At 66.3% G+C, this 15,863-nt stretch carries 13 protein-coding genes and 1 pseudogene; 3 read left to right on the top strand and 11 right to left on the bottom strand.

Annotation, left to right across the window (positions count from 1 at the left end; all coding sequences use genetic code 11):
* Nucleotides 1-37: 37 nt before the first annotated feature.
* Together ABHF91_RS00285 and ABHF91_RS00290 are read left to right on the top strand one after the other, a co-directional pair.
* Nucleotides 38-943, top strand: coding sequence for a LysR substrate-binding domain-containing protein (locus ABHF91_RS00285; RefSeq protein WP_409421516.1), 906 nt, complete (start codon nucleotides 38-40; stop codon nucleotides 941-943).
* Nucleotides 944-1,049: 106 nt separating this feature from the next.
* Complete coding sequence (locus ABHF91_RS00290; RefSeq protein WP_409421517.1) at nucleotides 1,050-2,540, top strand: histidine-type phosphatase; 1,491 nt, start codon at nucleotides 1,050-1,052, stop codon at nucleotides 2,538-2,540.
* Here ABHF91_RS00290 and ABHF91_RS00295 read toward each other — a convergent pair.
* On the bottom strand, nucleotides 2,537-3,322 hold the full coding sequence (locus tag ABHF91_RS00295) for a substrate-binding periplasmic protein (protein WP_409421518.1): 786 nt from the start codon (nucleotides 3,320-3,322) through the stop codon (nucleotides 2,537-2,539). The genes ABHF91_RS00290 and ABHF91_RS00295 overlap by 4 nt on opposite strands.
* Nucleotides 3,323-3,411: 89 nt before the next feature.
* Entirely contained in the window at nucleotides 3,412-3,657 is a 246-nt protein-coding gene (locus tag ABHF91_RS00300) for a hypothetical protein (protein WP_409421519.1), read from the bottom strand.
* Between the two features lie 419 nt (nucleotides 3,658-4,076).
* Between ABHF91_RS00300 and ABHF91_RS00305 the strand changes: the two are divergent.
* Nucleotides 4,077-5,966: pseudogene (locus ABHF91_RS00305) on the top strand (methyl-accepting chemotaxis protein); the annotation flags it as partial.
* 150 nt (nucleotides 5,967-6,116) lie between these two features.
* On the opposite strand, the gene ABHF91_RS00310 reads toward ABHF91_RS00305, so the two are convergent.
* From ABHF91_RS00310 to ABHF91_RS00350, 9 genes are all read right to left on the bottom strand, one after another.
* Nucleotides 6,117-7,688, bottom strand: coding sequence for a putative bifunctional diguanylate cyclase/phosphodiesterase (locus ABHF91_RS00310; protein WP_409421520.1), 1,572 nt, complete (start codon nucleotides 7,686-7,688; stop codon nucleotides 6,117-6,119).
* 122 nt (nucleotides 7,689-7,810) lie between these two features.
* Nucleotides 7,811-8,248 (bottom strand): N-acetyltransferase family protein, encoded by a 438-nt coding sequence (locus ABHF91_RS00315; RefSeq protein WP_409421521.1) that lies wholly within the window; start codon nucleotides 8,246-8,248, stop codon nucleotides 7,811-7,813.
* A gap of 61 nt (nucleotides 8,249-8,309) precedes the next feature.
* Nucleotides 8,310-8,924, bottom strand: coding sequence for a DUF1294 domain-containing protein (locus ABHF91_RS00320; RefSeq protein ID WP_409421522.1), 615 nt, complete (start codon nucleotides 8,922-8,924; stop codon nucleotides 8,310-8,312).
* Nucleotides 8,925-9,022: 98 nt separating this feature from the next.
* Entirely contained in the window at nucleotides 9,023-9,856 is an 834-nt protein-coding gene (gene ppk2 / locus ABHF91_RS00325) for a polyphosphate kinase 2 (RefSeq protein ID WP_409421523.1), read from the bottom strand.
* A gap of 109 nt (nucleotides 9,857-9,965) precedes the next feature.
* Nucleotides 9,966-11,276, bottom strand: coding sequence for a guanine deaminase (gene guaD, locus ABHF91_RS00330; protein ID WP_409421524.1), 1,311 nt, complete (start codon nucleotides 11,274-11,276; stop codon nucleotides 9,966-9,968).
* A gap of 344 nt (nucleotides 11,277-11,620) precedes the next feature.
* Complete coding sequence (locus ABHF91_RS00335; protein ID WP_409421525.1) at nucleotides 11,621-13,045, bottom strand: gamma-aminobutyraldehyde dehydrogenase; 1,425 nt, start codon at nucleotides 13,043-13,045, stop codon at nucleotides 11,621-11,623.
* A 34-nt stretch (nucleotides 13,046-13,079) separates the two neighbouring features.
* A complete protein-coding gene (locus ABHF91_RS00340) occupies nucleotides 13,080-13,889 on the bottom strand; it encodes an ABC transporter permease (protein WP_409421526.1) in 810 nt (269 codons plus the stop codon).
* On the bottom strand, nucleotides 13,879-14,817 hold the full coding sequence (locus ABHF91_RS00345) for an ABC transporter permease (protein WP_409421527.1): 939 nt from the start codon (nucleotides 14,815-14,817) through the stop codon (nucleotides 13,879-13,881). Before ABHF91_RS00345 ends, ABHF91_RS00340 begins: the two co-directional genes overlap by 11 nt.
* Nucleotides 14,814-15,848 carry an ABC transporter ATP-binding protein gene (locus ABHF91_RS00350; protein WP_409421528.1) on the bottom strand — a complete coding sequence of 345 codons (1,035 nt, stop codon included), beginning with the start codon at nucleotides 15,846-15,848 and terminating at the stop codon, nucleotides 14,814-14,816. The genes ABHF91_RS00345 and ABHF91_RS00350 overlap by 4 nt, the downstream gene beginning before the upstream one ends.
* Between the last annotated feature and the right edge of the window lie 15 nt (nucleotides 15,849-15,863).

The raw sequence follows: 15,863 nt of genomic DNA on the forward strand, positions 1-15,863 counted from the left end.
GCCCCATGCTTGAGAAAAATTCACTCATGGGCCCAGCATGACCTTCGCCAACTTTACCAGCCTGCACGTGTTCGCCGAGATCGCCGGTTGCCTCAGCTTCAAGGAGGCGGCGGAGGCGCTGCACCTGACCCAGAGCGCCCTGTCCCACCGCATCCGCAAGCTGGAGCAGGAGCTGGGCTTTCAGTTGTTCGTGCGTCAGACCCGGCGCATCGCCCTGACGGCGGAGGGGGAGCGACTCTATCGCCAGGTGAGCCGCCACTTCGCCTCGGTCTGCCACGAGATCGACGACATCCGCCATCAGGCCCTGCGGGGCAGCCTGGAGGTGGGCAGTACCCCCACCTTCGCCCAGCACTGGCTGGTGCCGCGCCTGCGCCGCTTCTACGACCGTCATCCCGAGCTGAGCCTGTACCTGAGATCCAAGGGCAGCCGGGTGGACTTCGCCCTGCATCCGGCGGATCTGTGGCTCGACTACGGTGACGGCCACTACCCAGGGTTGGACAGTCAGCCACTGCTGGACGAGGTGTTGCTGCCGGTGTGCAGCCCTGCCTACGCCCAGCAGATGGGGCTGCTGACGGATCCCGGCCGCCTGGCGGACTGTCTGCTGCTGCACGACGTGGAGTCCATCCGCCAGAGCGATCCCCACAGCGAGTGGCGCGGCTGGCTGGCCACCGCCGGCCTGCCGGCGGATCTGGCCCGCCATCACTACTGTTTCAACCACTATGATGCCGCCATCATAGGGGCCCGCAGCGGTCTGGGGGTGGCCATGGGCCGCTATCAGCTGGCCCGGGAGCTGGTGGCGCGGGGAGAGCTGGTCTTCCCGTTCGACACCCCCTATGACCAGGGGCTGGGCTATCACGTGGTGACCCGCAAGGAGTTCGGCGAGCTGCCGCGGGTGCGGGCCTTCCTGGCCTGGTTGCGGGAGGAGGTGGCGTCCGCCGGCTAAGTCACCTGACACGGCTGTGCTACCTGTCATCTGCCTGACACTTGCCTGTCATTAACATTGCTTAACCTGCGCCCGACTTTTATTGAGCACGAGTGCAAGGATGACCATGCAGCGCATTACCACACTGTCGGCCGCCGTGTCCCTGGCCCTGCTGGCCGGCTGCAATTCCTCCGACGACACCAGCGCCCGCAGCAGCAGCGTGACCGAGTACCAGTACAGCACCAAGGCCGTCTACAGCTCCCAGCAGGAGGCGGCGACCTACGAGGCGGCGCCGGAGGGTTTCTCCCCTGTCTATACCGAGCTGGTGGCCCGGCACGGCGCCCGGGCCCTCTCCAGCCCCAAGTATGACGTGCTGACCAAGCTGGTATGGGAAGCTGCCGCCGCCCAGGGCGCCCTCACCGAGCTGGGCCAGACCCTGGGTCACAAGGTGGATCTGGTGACCGCCGCCAACGAGGCCCTGGGTTACGGCCTGCTCACCGAGTTGGGCAAGGAAGAGCACGCCAACCTGGCCACGCGCCTGGCGGATCGCCTGCCCGGCTTGCTGGAGAACGACGGCAGCCACTGCATCAAGGTGGAGACCTCCGGCAAGGACAGAGCCAACGAGAGCGCCTACTACTTCATGCAGAGCCTGGCCGCCAAGGTGGATTACGTGAGCGATAGCGACAGCTGCTACGTGACCCAGGACGATCCCTCCGAGATCACCAAGGCCCTGGCCAACAAGTACGAGCTCTACTTCCACAAGACCGAGCCCAAGGGCGACTACGCCCAGTATCTGCCGGCCTTCGAGGCCTATCAGACCTTTATCGGCGACGAGGACAACGGCGTGGATCCGGCGCCTGAGCTGACCGAGGCGCTGGACGCCTTGAAGGCCCTGCCCGAGACCAAGGTGATGGCGCGGGAGATGCTTGAGCGCCTCTACTCCAAGGCGTTTGTCGACTATCTGGCGGCGGGGGTGGAGTTCGTGGCGGTGAACCCGGAGGACGGCGGCAAGACCTATGTCCATGACGAGGTGGATGCGGCCCTGATGCTCTACAACCTCTTCATCATAGGTCCCGGCATGGTGCGGGAAGCCGAGGCCGAGGGCGAGGACTGGGATCTGGAGCAGTACCTGACGCCGGAGGAGTCCGCCTGGTTCTCCTATCTGTCCGACGCCGAGGACTTCTACGAGAAGGGCCCCAGCTTCGCCGGCGAGACGGTCACCTACGACATAGCCCAGGCGCTGCTGGATGGCCTGTTCAACGAGGTGCAGACCCAGGTGGTGGAGGGCGAGGGCGCCCGGGTGGCCAAGCTGCGCTTCGCCCACGCCGAGACCATCATCCCCTTGGTGGCCCTGATGCAGCTCGAAGGCAGCCGCCAGGGCGCCGAGGTGGGCACCCTGATGACCCAGGAGAACAACGAGTGGCGCGGTGGCTGGGTCTCCCCCTATGCGGCCAACATCCAGTGGGACGTCTACGAGAACGCGGACAAGCAGGTGCTGGTGAAGATGCTCTACAACGAGAAGGAAGTGGCCTTCAAAGAAGGCTGCGAGCCGGTCAGCGCCGGCAGCTTCTTCTACGACTTCACCGAGCTCAAGCGCTGTTACGCCTACGCCGGCTAAGGTGACGTCGTTGTCAGATCAGGCCGGGGCTTGCCCCGGTCTGCGTCTGCCTGGGTGGCGCTCAGCGCCTGCTGCGCCACCCGTTGCAGGCTGCCGTCGGCTTGCATCCGGGCCAGGGCGGCGTTGATCCGGGTCAGCAGGGCCTGGCGGCGCGCCGCCTTGGGAAAGGCGATATGGGTGCTGTTGTTCAGCAGCGGGGTGTCGCTGCGGACTATCTGTGCCGTCAGCCCCAGTCGCTGCAGGGTGGCATCCCCGCTCTCCGCCACCGCCAGCACGGCGTCCAGCCGCCCCCGGGCCAGCTTGCCCAGGTTGCTGGCGTCGTCGCTCACCGGTTGCAGGCGCAGCTCGCCCCGCGCCGCCGCGTCACTCAATGCCTGGCTGTAGAACCAACCGGCCAGTACCCCCACCTCCAGACCGTACAGATCCGCCAGGGTGCGCAGCGGTCGCCCCCCCTTACGCTGGTAGATCATGATCCGCTCTTGATACAGAGCGGCGGAATAGTCCAGCCAGGCCTGCCGCTCGGCGCTCCAGTAGATGCCGGCCACCCCGGCGCCGCCGTCTTCCAGGGCCCGCAGCACCCGTTTCCAGGGCAGGGGGCTGATGAGCACGGGTTCGTGCAGGCGATCAAACAGGGCATTGACCAGGGCCGGATAGAGGCCGGCTGCCTGCTGCTGTGCATCGGCGTACATGAGGGGGGGATTGTTGGCGTCCACATATAGCCGCTCCATGGCCAGGGCCGGGCCGACGAGGGTGAGCAGCAGGGGCAGGACGCGTAGCAGCATGGTGATTCCGACAAACCGTGTCTGTCATTGAGACTACTGTTGCCGGCGCCATCAGGCAATGTTGGTCAGCACATCTCTGATCCGGGCGCTCAGTTGGCCGGGGTGCCGCACTGGATCTGGAAGGCTTCCTCGGCCGTCTGGTTGGTATCAGACTTGGTCAGCTCCCAGGGGCGGACGCAGGCTTGCTGCTGTTCACACCAGCGGTAACCGGCCGAGGGAATGCAGCCATGGACATCCCGATCGGCGCCCACCTTGCTCTCGGCGGGCGGCGAGTCGGGCTGGCAGGCCAGCAGCAGGGGTAACAGGGGCAGCATCAGCAGCAGGGATTTGGACATGGTGTTCTCCCGTGAATGGATGGCGGTGTCCAGCCTAGTGCTGAGCCCCAATCGAGTCAATCTTTTGGCTGTTCTGGCCGCCCAAGGCGTTTGGCCAGCTGGCGGCGCCGAACAGGGCCGGGGTGCGCACAAAGACCGTCAGCCCGTGGAACAGCAGACCCATGCCCCGGTTCAGGCTAAGGCATTCGGCCTCACCTGCGGCAGGCCAGTTTGCCGTCACTGTTATGACAGCTGTTATAAATCAGGCTTTTATATTTAGATTGTGATTGGTGTCACGTGAATCTCCTGTGCGGCGTGCTGTCCTGGCATGAGGCGGACCTCGCGTTGAAACTGTTTTCAGGCTCGCGGCAATATCAGGATATCCTTACCTACACTACAGGGAAGCGAGGCAGCCCGCTGGCAAGCAACAGGAGCGAAATATGACGACATGGTGGCAGCGATTCGGCGGTTGGATGGGCCGGCAGAGGCCCGGGGTGCACACCTTGCATATCAAGGGACAGTCATTGGCCAGCGAGCTGGCGACGGTACCCTTCACCCCCGTGCTGATCATGGGCTTCGTGTCACCCCATGTGGCCCTGGAGCCCATCGCCTCGGCCATCAAGGCGCGGTTTCCCGGTGTGGCCCTGGTGCTCTCCACCAGCGCCGGCGCCCTGTGCGGCGGTGTGGCGCCGCGGCTGTATTGCGGCACCGAAGGTCAGTGGCAGGATACTGTGCTGCAGTGTTTCGGTCCCGAGTTGCTGGCCGGGGTGGAGCTGGTCAAGGTGCCGCTGGGCTCGGCGGATCTCAGCCAGGGGCGCAGCAACGAACCCCTGAGCAGCCGCCTGGCGCGCCTGACCAAGACCCTCGGCGATCTCAGGGTCAAGATGGATATCGACGCCAAGGACACCCTGGCCTATGTGCTGTTTGACGGCCTCTCCCGCTCCGAGTCCTTCTTCATGGAGGCGCTCTACGAGTCGGGGCGCTTTCCCTGCCTGTTTGTCGGCGGCTCCGCCGGCGGCAAGCTGGACTTTCAGCACACCTTCCTGCACGACGGGCAGCAGGCCCTGGAGCACCATGCCCTCATCGTCTTCATGAAGATGCCGTCCCACATCCGCTTCGGGGTGTTCAAGAGTCAGAACTTCCAGGCCACCGATTTCGGCTTCAACGTGCTCACCGCCTCCTTGGAGCGGCGGGCCATCAGCGAGGTGGTGGATCGCCAGGGCAACATCGGCAGCATGGTGGATCTGTTGTGCCGCCATTTTTCCTGTCAGCCAGCGCAGCTGGAGGCCAAGCTGGCGGATTACTCCTTTGCCATCCGGGTGGGGGAGGAGCTGTTCGTGCGCTCGGTGCAGCGCATCGATCTGGCCAGCCAGCAGGTCTACCTCTACTGCGACGTGGCGCCGGGGGAGGCGCTGGTGCTGGTGCGCCGCACCCCCTTGGTGGAGGCCACCCGGCGGGACTTTGCCCGTTTCCTGGAACACAAGCCCAAGCCGGTGGCGGGGCTGCTCAACGACTGCATCCTGCGGCGGCTGAACAACGGCGCCGAGCTGGCGGGCATGACGGGGGTGTTTGGCGATACGCCCCTGATCGGCTTCTCCACCTTCGGCGAAATCCTGGGCCTCAACCTCAACCAGACCCTCACCGCCCTGTTCTGGTTCGATATCCGGGGCGCCAAGACGCCGTTCCAGGATGAGTTGGTCGATCGCTTCGCCTGCCGTTACGGCGAGTTCAAGGCCTTCTTCCTGCAGCGCCAGCTGACCAAGCTGGTGGGGCTCAACCAGGTGGTGGTCAAGCAGATCAACCAGTTCAAGCAGCACGATTACGGCGCCCTGTTCGATGCCGGCCACCTGGATGCCGCCCTGCGGCCCATCTTCGACGGCCTGAGCCAGCTGGGCAGCCTGCTGCTGGACGCCGAGCAGGAGCGGGAGACCATCGCCGCCGAGCTGTCCCAGTGCGCCACCCATCTGCATCAGTCGGTGGATGAGCTGACCGACCATGTGCAGACCCAGGTGGCGGCGGTGGAGCAGGCCGGGGTCACCATCAACAGCATGGCCAACCAGGCCCAGTCGGTGGCGGGCAGCGCCCGTCAGCTGGCCCAATCCAGCGAGCGCATCCAGAGCGTGGTACAGGTGATCCAGCAGCTGTCGGATCAGACCAACCTGCTGGCGTTGAACGCCGCCATCGAGGCGGCGCGGGCCGGCGAGCTGGGGCGGGGCTTTGCGGTGGTGGCCGACGAGGTGCGCAACCTGGCGGAGCAGTCCCGTCACAGCGCCGGCGAGATCGGCAGCGACATAGTCGCCCTGGCCGACGAGATCCGCCGGGTGGCCCAGGAGATCGAGGGGCAGTCCAGCGCGGTGAGCGAGCTGACCGCCATGCTGGGCTCCCTGGAGCAGGTGAGTACCCTGACCGCCGAGAACGCCGAACGCACCAAGGGGGTGGCCAACACCCTGCTCGCCCTCACCCACCGGGGCTAGGGCGGCTCAGGGGGCCGGCGCGTCGCCGGCGAGGTGGGCCAGATCCAGCGGCGGTGTCAGGCGGGCCGTGGCGGTGGCCTGGCCAAACAGGAAGCCCTGGCCCAGATCGCAACCCAGCTGTTGCAGCTGGGCCAGCTGGCTGGGAGTCTCTATGCCCTCGGCGGTGGTGGTCAGCCCCAGCCCCTGACCCAGGCCTATGATGGCCCGCACTATCTTCTCCTGCTTCTGCTCTTCCTCGAAACGGGCGATGAAGCTGCGGTCGATCTTGATCTTGTCGAAGGCGAAGCGGGAGAGCTGGGACAGGCTGGAGTAGCCGGTGCCGAAGTCGTCCAGGGCGATGTGCACCCCGGCCTGGGTGAGTTCGCTCAGCAGTGTCTCCGCCTGGCCGATGTCCTGGATCAGGGCCGTCTCGGTGATCTCCAGCTCCAGGCGCGTCGGCGGCAGCCCCACCTCCTCCAGCAGGTGCAGGATGCGCAGGCCCAGCAGCTTGTCGGTGAGCTGGGCCGGTGACAGGTTGAAGGCCAGGCGGATGTCTGCCGGCCACTGCTTGGCCGCCAGGCAGGCCTGGCGCAACAGCTGTTCGGACAGCTCTGTGATGAGGCCCGTCTCCTCGGCCAGGGGGATAAACTCGGCGGGGGAGCGCTGGCTGCCATCGGCACCGACCCAGCGGGCCAGGGCCTCGAAGCCCACCACCCGGCCACTGCGCAGCTCCACCAAGGGCTGGAAGTGGGGCTGGATCTCGCCGGTCTTGAGGGCCTGGCGCAGCTGCAGCTCCAATTTGTGGCGCCTGAGCATGGTTTCGTTCATCTCCGGCTGGAAGATGGTCCACTGTTGGCGGGGATCCCGCTTGGCGGCATACATGGCCAGGTCGGAGAACAGGATCAGCTCCCGCAGATCCTGAGTGTCTTCCGGCTGTCGGGCCACCCCCAGGCTGACCCCCAGTTCGGTCTGAATGCTGCCGATCCGGTAGGGTTGGGACAGGCGGTTGAGGGTGCGCTGCACCATGGCCCCCGTCTCCAGGGGGGAGAGGTCGTGCAGCAGGATCAGAAACTCGTCGCCCCCCAGGCGGAACAGTTCGGCCTCCTCCTCGGCGAACAGGCCGCGCAGCCGGTAGCTCACCTCCATCAGGGCCTCGTCCCCCGCCTGGTGGCCAAACAGATCGTTGAGTTTCTTGAAGCCGTCCAGATCCAGGGAGAAGGCCGTCAGGTTGGCGGGCACCGTCTGGGCGTCCGCCTCCCGCAGCCGCGCCTCCAGCCGGCGGCGGTTGCCCAGCCGGGTCAGGGGGTCGTGCAGGGCGATCCAGACCACGTCGCGCTCCGCCTGATTGCGCTGGTGGATTTCCGCCGCCAGATCTTTGAGCCGCAGCAGGGTGAAGACCAGGCCACACAGACCACAGACCGCCAGGGCCAGGATGATCTCGTCCAGCTGCCAGGCCTCGTGGTGACGGCTCAGATCGGTGAACCATTCGAAGGCATCGACGGCGATAAACAGCCGCCAGAGCAGCAGGCCGGTCAGTCCCAGGCCGATGGCCTGGCGCAGGGCGCGATTATGCTTGTGGCGAAAGAGGGGCAATTCCATTGGGCATTCTCGTCGGGTGGCAACAAGGGCGGCGGGCGTTGCCGCCGCCATAGCCGGATAGTAAGGGATGGATTGCCATCAGGCCAGCCATGGTGCCCACCGCATTGCAACCGATTGCATTTTTAGCCCGCAGGGCGGCTTTCCAGCCAGATCTCCTGCGCATCTTCGGCAAAGGGGACAAAGCCCAGCCGCGCATACAGGTGGCGGGCCGGGTTGCTGTGGATGACGCTCAGCACCACCCGGGCGCCAGCCGCCTGGGTCAGCAGATCGCCAATCAGCCGGGCGCCGAGCCCCTGGCCCTGGGCCGATGGCGCTATCTGGATCTGGATGAGATACCAATGCTGTTGCTCGGCCAGCCAAACGGCCTTGAACAGCCCCACCGGCTGGCCCTGCCAGTGGACGATGCGCGCCGCCTCGAAGTGATAGCGGATGCGCGCCAGGTGACTGGCCTCGTCACAGGGCATGCCGGCGGCCTGCAGGTAGGGGGTCATGGTCTGACGACGCAGGGCCAGCAGGAAGGGCAGATCGGCCGCACAGGCCGGAACCAGGCTCAGGGTCATGCCGGACTCCTTGAGGGCAGCACGGCACCGGTCAACAGGACGCCGACCGGTGCCGCGGGGATCAGCTGGCCAGCAGGCGGCGCAGCCAGAGCTGGCCGGGCTGGCTCATCAGCCACAGCAGGGCGATGAGGTTGGTCAGCACGCTGAGGGCGAAGGGCAGCAGGAAGCTGCGCTTGCGGGTCTTGTGGCGCAGCCGCTGCTGGGCCAGCAGGGCGCCGGGCCAGCCGCCCAACAGGCTCAGCAGGTGCAGGGTGCGCTCCCGGGTGCGCCAGTGGCCGGTGCGGGCCGCCCACTTGTCCCGGGCGTAGCACAGGTAGGTGACCAGGCTCAGCAGCAGGTAGCCCAGGGGCAGCCAGAGGGGCAAGCGGCCCAGCAGCAGGCCGGCCAGCAGCAGGCCGAATAGCCCCAGCAGCAGGGCCTGGGGCAGGGGGCCGGGACGACCCCGTGGCGCGCCTTGGCGGCCCTCGGCGTCGGCGAGGCGCACGTGGCGGGCGATCGCCCGACCCAGCTCGTCCCGCCCCAAGCGGTAGCTGATGCGATCCCCCGGCTCCGGGCGAAGTCCCGGCATGTCGAAGGCCTTGATATGGACGAAGGCGCGCACGCCACCGCCGTCGGGATCCACGAAGCCGAAGCCGCGCTTGTCATTCCACAAAGAGAGTGTGCCTTGCAGTTGCATGATGTGAGGATGCAGGAGAGATGAGACGACGGCTCCTACTCTAGGCGAAAATGAACGCCGGGCAAATCCCGTCTTGCGGAAATTTACCCGGCGCCGCGTTAGAACAGCTCGGGGATGTAGCGGAAGCTGCTGGTGTCGTCGTGCCGTATCTTGATCTTGCGCTTGGGCAGCTTGACGTTGTCCACCGGCAGGGCCTCGTAGGGGATCTTGGAGAGCAGGTGGTGGATGACGTTCAGCCGCACCCGTTTCTTGTCTTCCGAGCGGGCGACGAACCAGGGGGCCCAGGCGGTGTCGCTGGCGGCGAACATGGCGTCCCGCGCCACCGTGTAGTCATCCCAGCGGTCGAAGGACTGGATGTCCATGGGGGAGAGCTTCCAGATCTTGCGGCCATCGTCGATGCGATCCAGCAGCCGGCGCTCCTGCTCCTCCGGGCTGACCTCCAGCCAGTACTTGAGCAGTATGATGCCGGACTCCACCAGCGCCCGTTCCACCATGGGCACCCCTTCGAGGAACTTTTCGGTCTGCTCCGGGGTGCAGAAGCCCATCACCTTCTCCACCCCGGCCCGGTTGTACCAGCTGCGGTCGAAGATGACGATCTCGCCGGCGGCCGGCAGGTGCTGTATGTAGCGCTGGAAGTAGAGCTGGGTCTTCTCCCGCTCGTTGGGGGTGGGCAGGGCGATGACCCGGAACACCCGGGGGCTGACCCGCTCCGTGATGGCCTTGATGGTGCCGCCCTTGCCGGCGCCATCGCGGCCCTCGAACAGGATGCAGACCTTGAGGCCCTTGGCCACCACCCAGCGCTGCAGGCTCACCAGCTCCTCGTGCAGCTTGCGCAGCTCCTTCTGATACGCCTTCTCGCCAAGCTTCTTGGGCTTACTGTCGGGGATGACGGCTTGCGGCTCGGTGGCGGCGTTTTTGTGTTTCTTGCCCATGGTGTGCTCCTGTTGGTCTCGATTGGCCCAAAACCTAGTTATAGCCCCCGGCGCCGGCCAAGGGCAGAGGCAGGCGGCACTTTTCTGGCAAGAAAACGGCCGCCCGGGATCAGTCGGCCGGCGCGCCGAACACCTGACGGCCGTCCACATAGGTGGCGGCCACGTTGCGCTCGTCCCCCAGCATCATGAGGGCGAACAGGCGATCCGCCAGATCCCGGCTGTTCTCCTGCCGCAGTTGCTGCAATGGGGTGGCGGCCCACTCCAGCACCACGAAGTCCGCCTCCTTGCCCGGCAGGAAGTTGCCCAGCTTGTCCTCCAGATAGAGGGCCCGGGCGCCGCCCAGGGTGGCCTGATAGAGACCTTCGGCGGCGGAGAGCTTCTCGCCCTGCAGCTGCTGCACCTTGTAGCCCTCGTTCAGGGTCTGCAGCAGGGAGAAGCTGGTGCCGGCGCCGATGTCGGTGCCCAGCCCCACCCGCACCCCGGCGGCTTTGAGCGGATGCAGGCGGAACAGGCCGCTGCCCAGAAACAGGTTGGAGGTGGGGCAGAAGGCCACCGCCGAGCCGCTGTCGGCCAGGGTCTGCTGCTCTTTTTCTTCCAGGTGGATGCCGTGGGCGAATACCGCCCGCGGGCCGGTCAGGCCGTAGTGGTCATACACATCCAGGTAGCCCTCCCGCTCGGGAAACAGCGACTTGACCCAGGCGATCTCGTTGCAGTTCTCGCTCAGGTGGGTGTGCAGGTAGAGATCCGGTGTCTCGTGGAACAGCTTGCCGGCGGCCGCCAGCTGCTCCGGACTGGAGGTGGGGGCGAAGCGCGGCGTCACCGCGTACAGCAGGCGGTGGTGGTGATGCCACTTGGCGATCAGCGCCTGGCTCTGGCGGTAGCCGGACTCGGCGGTGTCGGTGAGGTCGTCCGGCGCGTTGCGATCCATCAGCACCTTGCCGGCGATGATCCGCATCCGCTTGGCATCCGCCGCGGCGAACAGGGCCTCCACCGAGGCCGGATGCACGGTGGCGAACACCAGGGCCGTGGTGGTGCCGTTGCGCAGCAGCTCGTCGATGAAGAAGTCGGCGCGCCGGGCGGCATAGTCCGGATCGGCAAACTTGCGTTCGGTGGGGAAGGTGTAGCTGTTGAGCCACGCCAGCAGCTGCTCGCCGTAGGCGGCCACCATCTCGGTCTGCGGGAAGTGGATATGGGTGTCGATAAAGCCCGGCAGCAGCAGCTTGCCGCGATAGTCGGTGCGGGGCAGGGCCAGCTCGGCGGCGCTGGCCTCGGCAAAGGGCTTGGCGGCCAGCACCTTGCCCTGTGCGATGATCAGCAGACCATCGTCCAGATAGTGCTGGGCGGCCGGATCCCGGGTCGGGTCGTCGGTGTAGTGCAGCAGGCTGCCGCGGTAGGCGTGGGGTTGGGTGGTTAAAGACATGCAGGCTCCCAGGCTGAGCAGGCTCAGCGGCGCAAAAAACATCCTTCTCATCAGTGAAGGTCGAAAATCAGCGTCATGACGAATCAACGTCTGATTTTTGATGGCGCAGGCGGGAGGGCGTCATCGTCAGGCGGGGTGTTCCCCTTGGCGGCTGGCTGGTCGGAGCCGGGCTGCCAAGCGACTGAAAATCAGCAAAAGCCAGATGACATTACGGCAGCCCATTGGCGGACGTCAAGGTTAAATATGTTTTAAATCAATTAGATAAAAACGTTTTTGGTGGGTGTGACGAGGCGAGGCGACGGGATTGCCGTCACCTCGCCAGGGGCTTGCTCAGCGGTGGGCTGTTACCACTTCACCATCACATGGCGGGCGCAGGTGTACTCCTCCAGGGCGTACATGGACATGTCCTTGCCGTAGCCGGACTGCTTGAGACCGCCGTGGGGCATCTCGTTGGTGATCATGAAGTGGGTGTTGATCCAGGTGCAGCCGTACTGCAGCACGGCGGCGGCGGACATGGCCTTGCCCACATCCTGGGTCCACACCGAGGAGGCCAGGCCGTACTCGGAGTCGTTGGCGAAGGCGATCCCCTGATCCAGATCGTCGATGGCGGTGACGGAGACCACGGGGCCGAACACCTCCTTCTGCACGATTTCGTCGGTCTGCAGGGCGCCGGCCACCAGGGTCGGCTGGTAGAAGTAGCCCGGGCCCTCGCCCTTGGCGCCACCGGTGACGATCTCGATGTGCTTCTGCTCGCGGGCGCGATCCACGAAGCCCACCACACGGTCACGGTGGGCGGCGTAGATGAGCGGGCCCAGCTCCGTGCTGGGGTCGTCCTGCAGGCCCATCTTCAGGGAGCCGATGGCACTGCCCAGATCCGCCACCAACTTGTCGTAGATGCCCTTCTGGGCATAGATGCGGCAGGCGGCGGTGCAGTCCTGGCCGGCGTTGTAGAAGCCGAAGGCGCGGATGCCGTCGACTACCTCGGCCAGGTTGGCGTCATCCAGCACGATGACCGGCGCCTTGCCGCCCAGTTCCATGTGGGTGCGCTTGACGGTGGCGGCGGCGCTCTCCACCAGCTTCTTGCCGGTGGGGATGGAGCCGGTCAGGGAGACCATGCGCACCTTGGGATGGCTCACCAGGGGGGCGCCGACCTCGGCACCGCGGCCGTGTACCACGTTCACCACGCCAGCCGGCAGGCATTCGGCCAGGATGGGCACCAGAGCCAGCGTGGTCAGCGGGGTCACCTCGGAGGGCTTGATGATGACGGTGTTACCGGCGGCCAGGGCCGGGGCCAGCTTCCAGGCGGCCATCTGCAGCGGGTAGTTCCAGGGGGCGATACTGGCCACCACGCCGATGGGGTCGCGGCGGATCATGGAGGTGAAGCCCGGGATGTACTCCCCGGCGGAGGAGCCGTTCAGGCAGCGGGCGGCGCCGGCGAAGAAGCGGAAGCAGTCCACCACCGCCGGGATCTCGTCGTTGAGCATGGCGTGGTAGGGCTTGCCGCAGTTGAGGGATTCCAGGCGGGCCAGCTCGGCGCCGTTGCGCTCGATGGCGTCGGCGATGGCCAGCAGGCGGGTGGAGCGCTCCCGGGGCGGCAGGGCGGCCCAGGCGGGGAAGGCGGCGTCGGCGGCGGCCACCGCGGCCAGCACCTGTGCCGGCTCCGCTTCGGGGATGGAGACGATGGTCTCTCCGGTGGAGGGGTTGAACACCGGCAGGGCCGGGCCTTGACCGGCGACGACTTGACCGTTGATGAGAAGTTGGATCTGCATAAACTCACTCCCTGAACATGAATGGGGGTGGCGGCTACTTGCTGCTGCCGGCCACCGTATCTGTATCTTTGGTTAGATAATAAGCGGCGAGGATGGGCACGACCGTGGCCAACATCACCAGGAGCGCCACCACATTGGTCACCGGCACGTCCCGCGGCCGGGTCAGTTGCCCCAGCAGCCAGATGGGCAGTGTCTTCTCGTGCCCGGCGGTGAAGGTGGTGACGATGATCTCGTCAAACGATAGTGCAAAGGCCAGCAGGCCGCCTGCCAGCAGGGCGGTGGCCAGGTTGGGCAGCACCACGTAGCGGAAGGTCTGCCAGCCGTCGGCCCCCAGGTCCATCGAGGCCTCGATCAGGCTCTGGCTGGTGCGGCGAAAGCGCGCCAGCACGTTGTTGAAGATGATGACCACGCAGAAGGTGGCGTGGCTCACCACCAGGGTCAGCATGCCGGGGCTGATGCCCAGGGCCTTGAAGCTGGTGAGCAGCGCCAGGCCGGTGATGATGCCGGGCAGGGCGATGGGCAGCACCAGCAGCATGTTGAAGGCGCCCTTGCCGACAAACTGATGCCGCCACATGGCCAGGGCCGCCAGCGTGCCCAGCACCAGAGCCAGGAGGGTGGCCATGGTGGCCAGCTTCACCGACAGCCACACCGCCTCCAGCACGTCCGGCCGGGAGAGGGCCTTACCGAACCACTTGAGGGTGAAGCCCTGCAGCGGAAAGCTGAAGGCGGCGCTCTCGGTGTTGAAGGCGTACAGGGCGATCACCACCAGGGGCAGGTGCAGCAGTATCAGGCCTCCCCAGGCCAGCACCTTGAGCAGGGGAGAGGCGGTGCGGTCAGAGTGCATCGAAGGCCCCCAGTCGTTTGGCAAACCACAGGTAGAGACTGATCAGCAGCAGGGGCACCAGAGTGAAGGCGGCGGCCAGGGGCATGTTGCCTACCGCGCCCTGCTGGGTGTAGACCATGGTGCCGATAAACAGGCCGGACGGCCCCACCAGGGTGGGGATGATGTAATCCCCCAGGGTGAGGCAGAAGGTGAAGATGGAGCCGGCCATCACCCCCGGCAGGGCCAGGGGCAGCAGCACAGTCGTCAGCACCTGGCGGGGTCTGGCTCCCAGATCGCTGGCCGCCTGCAGCAGGCTGGGCGGGATGCGCTCCAGCGCGGCCTGGATGGGCAGGATCATGAAGGGCAGCCAGATGTAGCTGAACACCAGGAAGCGCCCCAGGTGCGAGGTGGCTAGCGTGTTGCCACCGATGGGGGTCTGCAGCAGCCACAGCAGCACGGGTTCGAGCCCCAGGTGGCTCAGGATCCACTGCAGCAGGCCGTCCTTGGCCAGGATGGCGGTCCAGGCGTAGGCCTTGACGATGTAGCTGGCCCACATGGGCAGCATGACGCCGATGTAGAAGCAGGCCTTGATGCGCGGGCTGGCGTACAGCGCCATGTAGAGGGCGATGGGGAACGCCAGCAGGGCGTCCGCCACGCTCACCGCCAGGGCCATGGTGACGGTGCGGATGACGATGTCCAGGTTGCCCGGGGTGAACAGCTGACGGTAGTTGTCCAGGGTGAAATCCGGCAGCACCGTCATGGTGAAGTCGTCGAAGGTGTAGACGCTCTGCCACAGCAGGCTCAGCAGGGAGCCCAGGTAGAGGCCGGCAAACCACAGCAGCGGCAGGGCCAGGCAGAGCCAGAGCATGGCGGTGGGGTGCAGGTAGAGCCAGCGGCCCAGCTTCTGCCAGGCGCCCAGCTGTGGCGAGGTGGTGGGCGCGGTACTCATGACGTACCCCCTTGTCCATCCTCCTGCAGGGGCACCATGGCCTGGCGGGACCAGCCGCAGGTCAAGCGGGTGCCGGGTTCGGGCAGGGTGACGGTCTCGCCCTCGCCGTGGGGCAGCTGCACCGCCAGGGTCTGCTCCTTGCCCAGGTCCAGCTCCAGCCGGCTGTAGGCGCCGTGGTAGTGCACCTGGCGCAACACGCCTTCCACCTGCAACGGCTGGCTCTGCCAGTCATGCACCAGATGGACGTGCTCCGGCCGCAGGGCGAAGGGGCGCGCCTCACCGGTCAGCCGCTCGGCCAGCGGCGCGGCTATGACGTTGGCGCCGCCGACGAAGCGGGCCACGAAGGGGGTCTGTGGCTGGGTGTAGAGCTGCTGGGGGGTGTCCAGCTGCTCGATGCGCCCGCGGTTGAACACCGCCACCCGATCGGACATGGAGAGGGCCTCCCCCTGATCGTGGGTGACGTAGACGAAGGTGATGCCGAGCTGGCGATGCAGCCGCTTGAGCTCGGACTGCATCTGCTCCCGCAGCTTGAGATCCAGGGCCCCCAGGGGCTCGTCCAGCAGCAGCACCTTGGGGCGGTTGACCAGGGCGCGGGCCAGGGCGACCCGCTGCCGCTGACCACCGGACAAGGCGGCGGGCTTGCGATCGCCGTAGCCGTCCAGCGCCACCATGGCCAACGCCTCCTCGGCCCGGGCCATGCGATCCCCCCGGCCCATGCCGCGGATCTTCAGGCCGTAGGCCACGTTCTCCCACACCTTGAGGTGGGGGAACAGGGCATAGTCCTGAAATACCGTATTCACGTCCCGCTGGTAGGGCGGCAGGCCCACGGCATTGATGCCGGCCAGCCGTACCGCCCCCAGATCCGGTTGCTCGAAGCCGGCCATCAGCCGCAGGCAGGTGGTCTTGCCGGAGCCGGAGGGCCCCAGCATGGAGAAGAACTCCCCCTGCTCGATCTGCAGGCTCACCTTGTCCACGGCCTTGACCTTGCCGTAGTGACGGCTGACGGCGGAAAACTCAACGGCCAATGTCATGGGGATACCTCCGCG

The sequence above is a fragment of the Pseudaeromonas aegiceratis genome, assembly GCF_046254905.1.
In the GTDB taxonomy this organism is placed as follows: Bacteria; Pseudomonadota; Gammaproteobacteria; order Enterobacterales; family Aeromonadaceae; genus Pseudaeromonas; species Pseudaeromonas aegiceratis.

Excerpts from the sequence above, each read along its gene's own strand:
- ABHF91_RS00285 (WP_409421516.1), top strand. The coding sequence starts at position 38 with ATGACCTTCGCCAACTTTACCAGCCTGCACGTGTTCGCCGAGATCGCC.
- ABHF91_RS00290 (WP_409421517.1), top strand. The coding sequence starts at position 1,050 with ATGCAGCGCATTACCACACTGTCGGCCGCCGTGTCCCTGGCCCTGCTG.
- ABHF91_RS00295 (WP_409421518.1), bottom strand. The coding sequence starts at position 3,322 with ATGCTGCTACGCGTCCTGCCCCTGCTGCTCACCCTCGTCGGCCCGGCC.
- ABHF91_RS00300 (WP_409421519.1), bottom strand. The coding sequence starts at position 3,657 with ATGTCCAAATCCCTGCTGCTGATGCTGCCCCTGTTACCCCTGCTGCTG.
- ABHF91_RS00310 (WP_409421520.1), bottom strand. The coding sequence starts at position 7,688 with ATGGAATTGCCCCTCTTTCGCCACAAGCATAATCGCGCCCTGCGCCAG.
- ABHF91_RS00315 (WP_409421521.1), bottom strand. The coding sequence starts at position 8,248 with ATGACCCTGAGCCTGGTTCCGGCCTGTGCGGCCGATCTGCCCTTCCTG.
- ABHF91_RS00320 (WP_409421522.1), bottom strand. The coding sequence starts at position 8,924 with ATGCAACTGCAAGGCACACTCTCTTTGTGGAATGACAAGCGCGGCTTC.
- ppk2 (WP_409421523.1), bottom strand. The coding sequence starts at position 9,856 with ATGGGCAAGAAACACAAAAACGCCGCCACCGAGCCGCAAGCCGTCATC.
- guaD (WP_409421524.1), bottom strand. The coding sequence starts at position 11,276 with ATGTCTTTAACCACCCAACCCCACGCCTACCGCGGCAGCCTGCTGCAC.
- ABHF91_RS00335 (WP_409421525.1), bottom strand. The coding sequence starts at position 13,045 with ATGCAGATCCAACTTCTCATCAACGGTCAAGTCGTCGCCGGTCAAGGC.
- ABHF91_RS00340 (WP_409421526.1), bottom strand. The coding sequence starts at position 13,889 with ATGCACTCTGACCGCACCGCCTCTCCCCTGCTCAAGGTGCTGGCCTGG.
- ABHF91_RS00345 (WP_409421527.1), bottom strand. The coding sequence starts at position 14,817 with ATGAGTACCGCGCCCACCACCTCGCCACAGCTGGGCGCCTGGCAGAAG.
- ABHF91_RS00350 (WP_409421528.1), bottom strand. The coding sequence starts at position 15,848 with ATGACATTGGCCGTTGAGTTTTCCGCCGTCAGCCGTCACTACGGCAAG.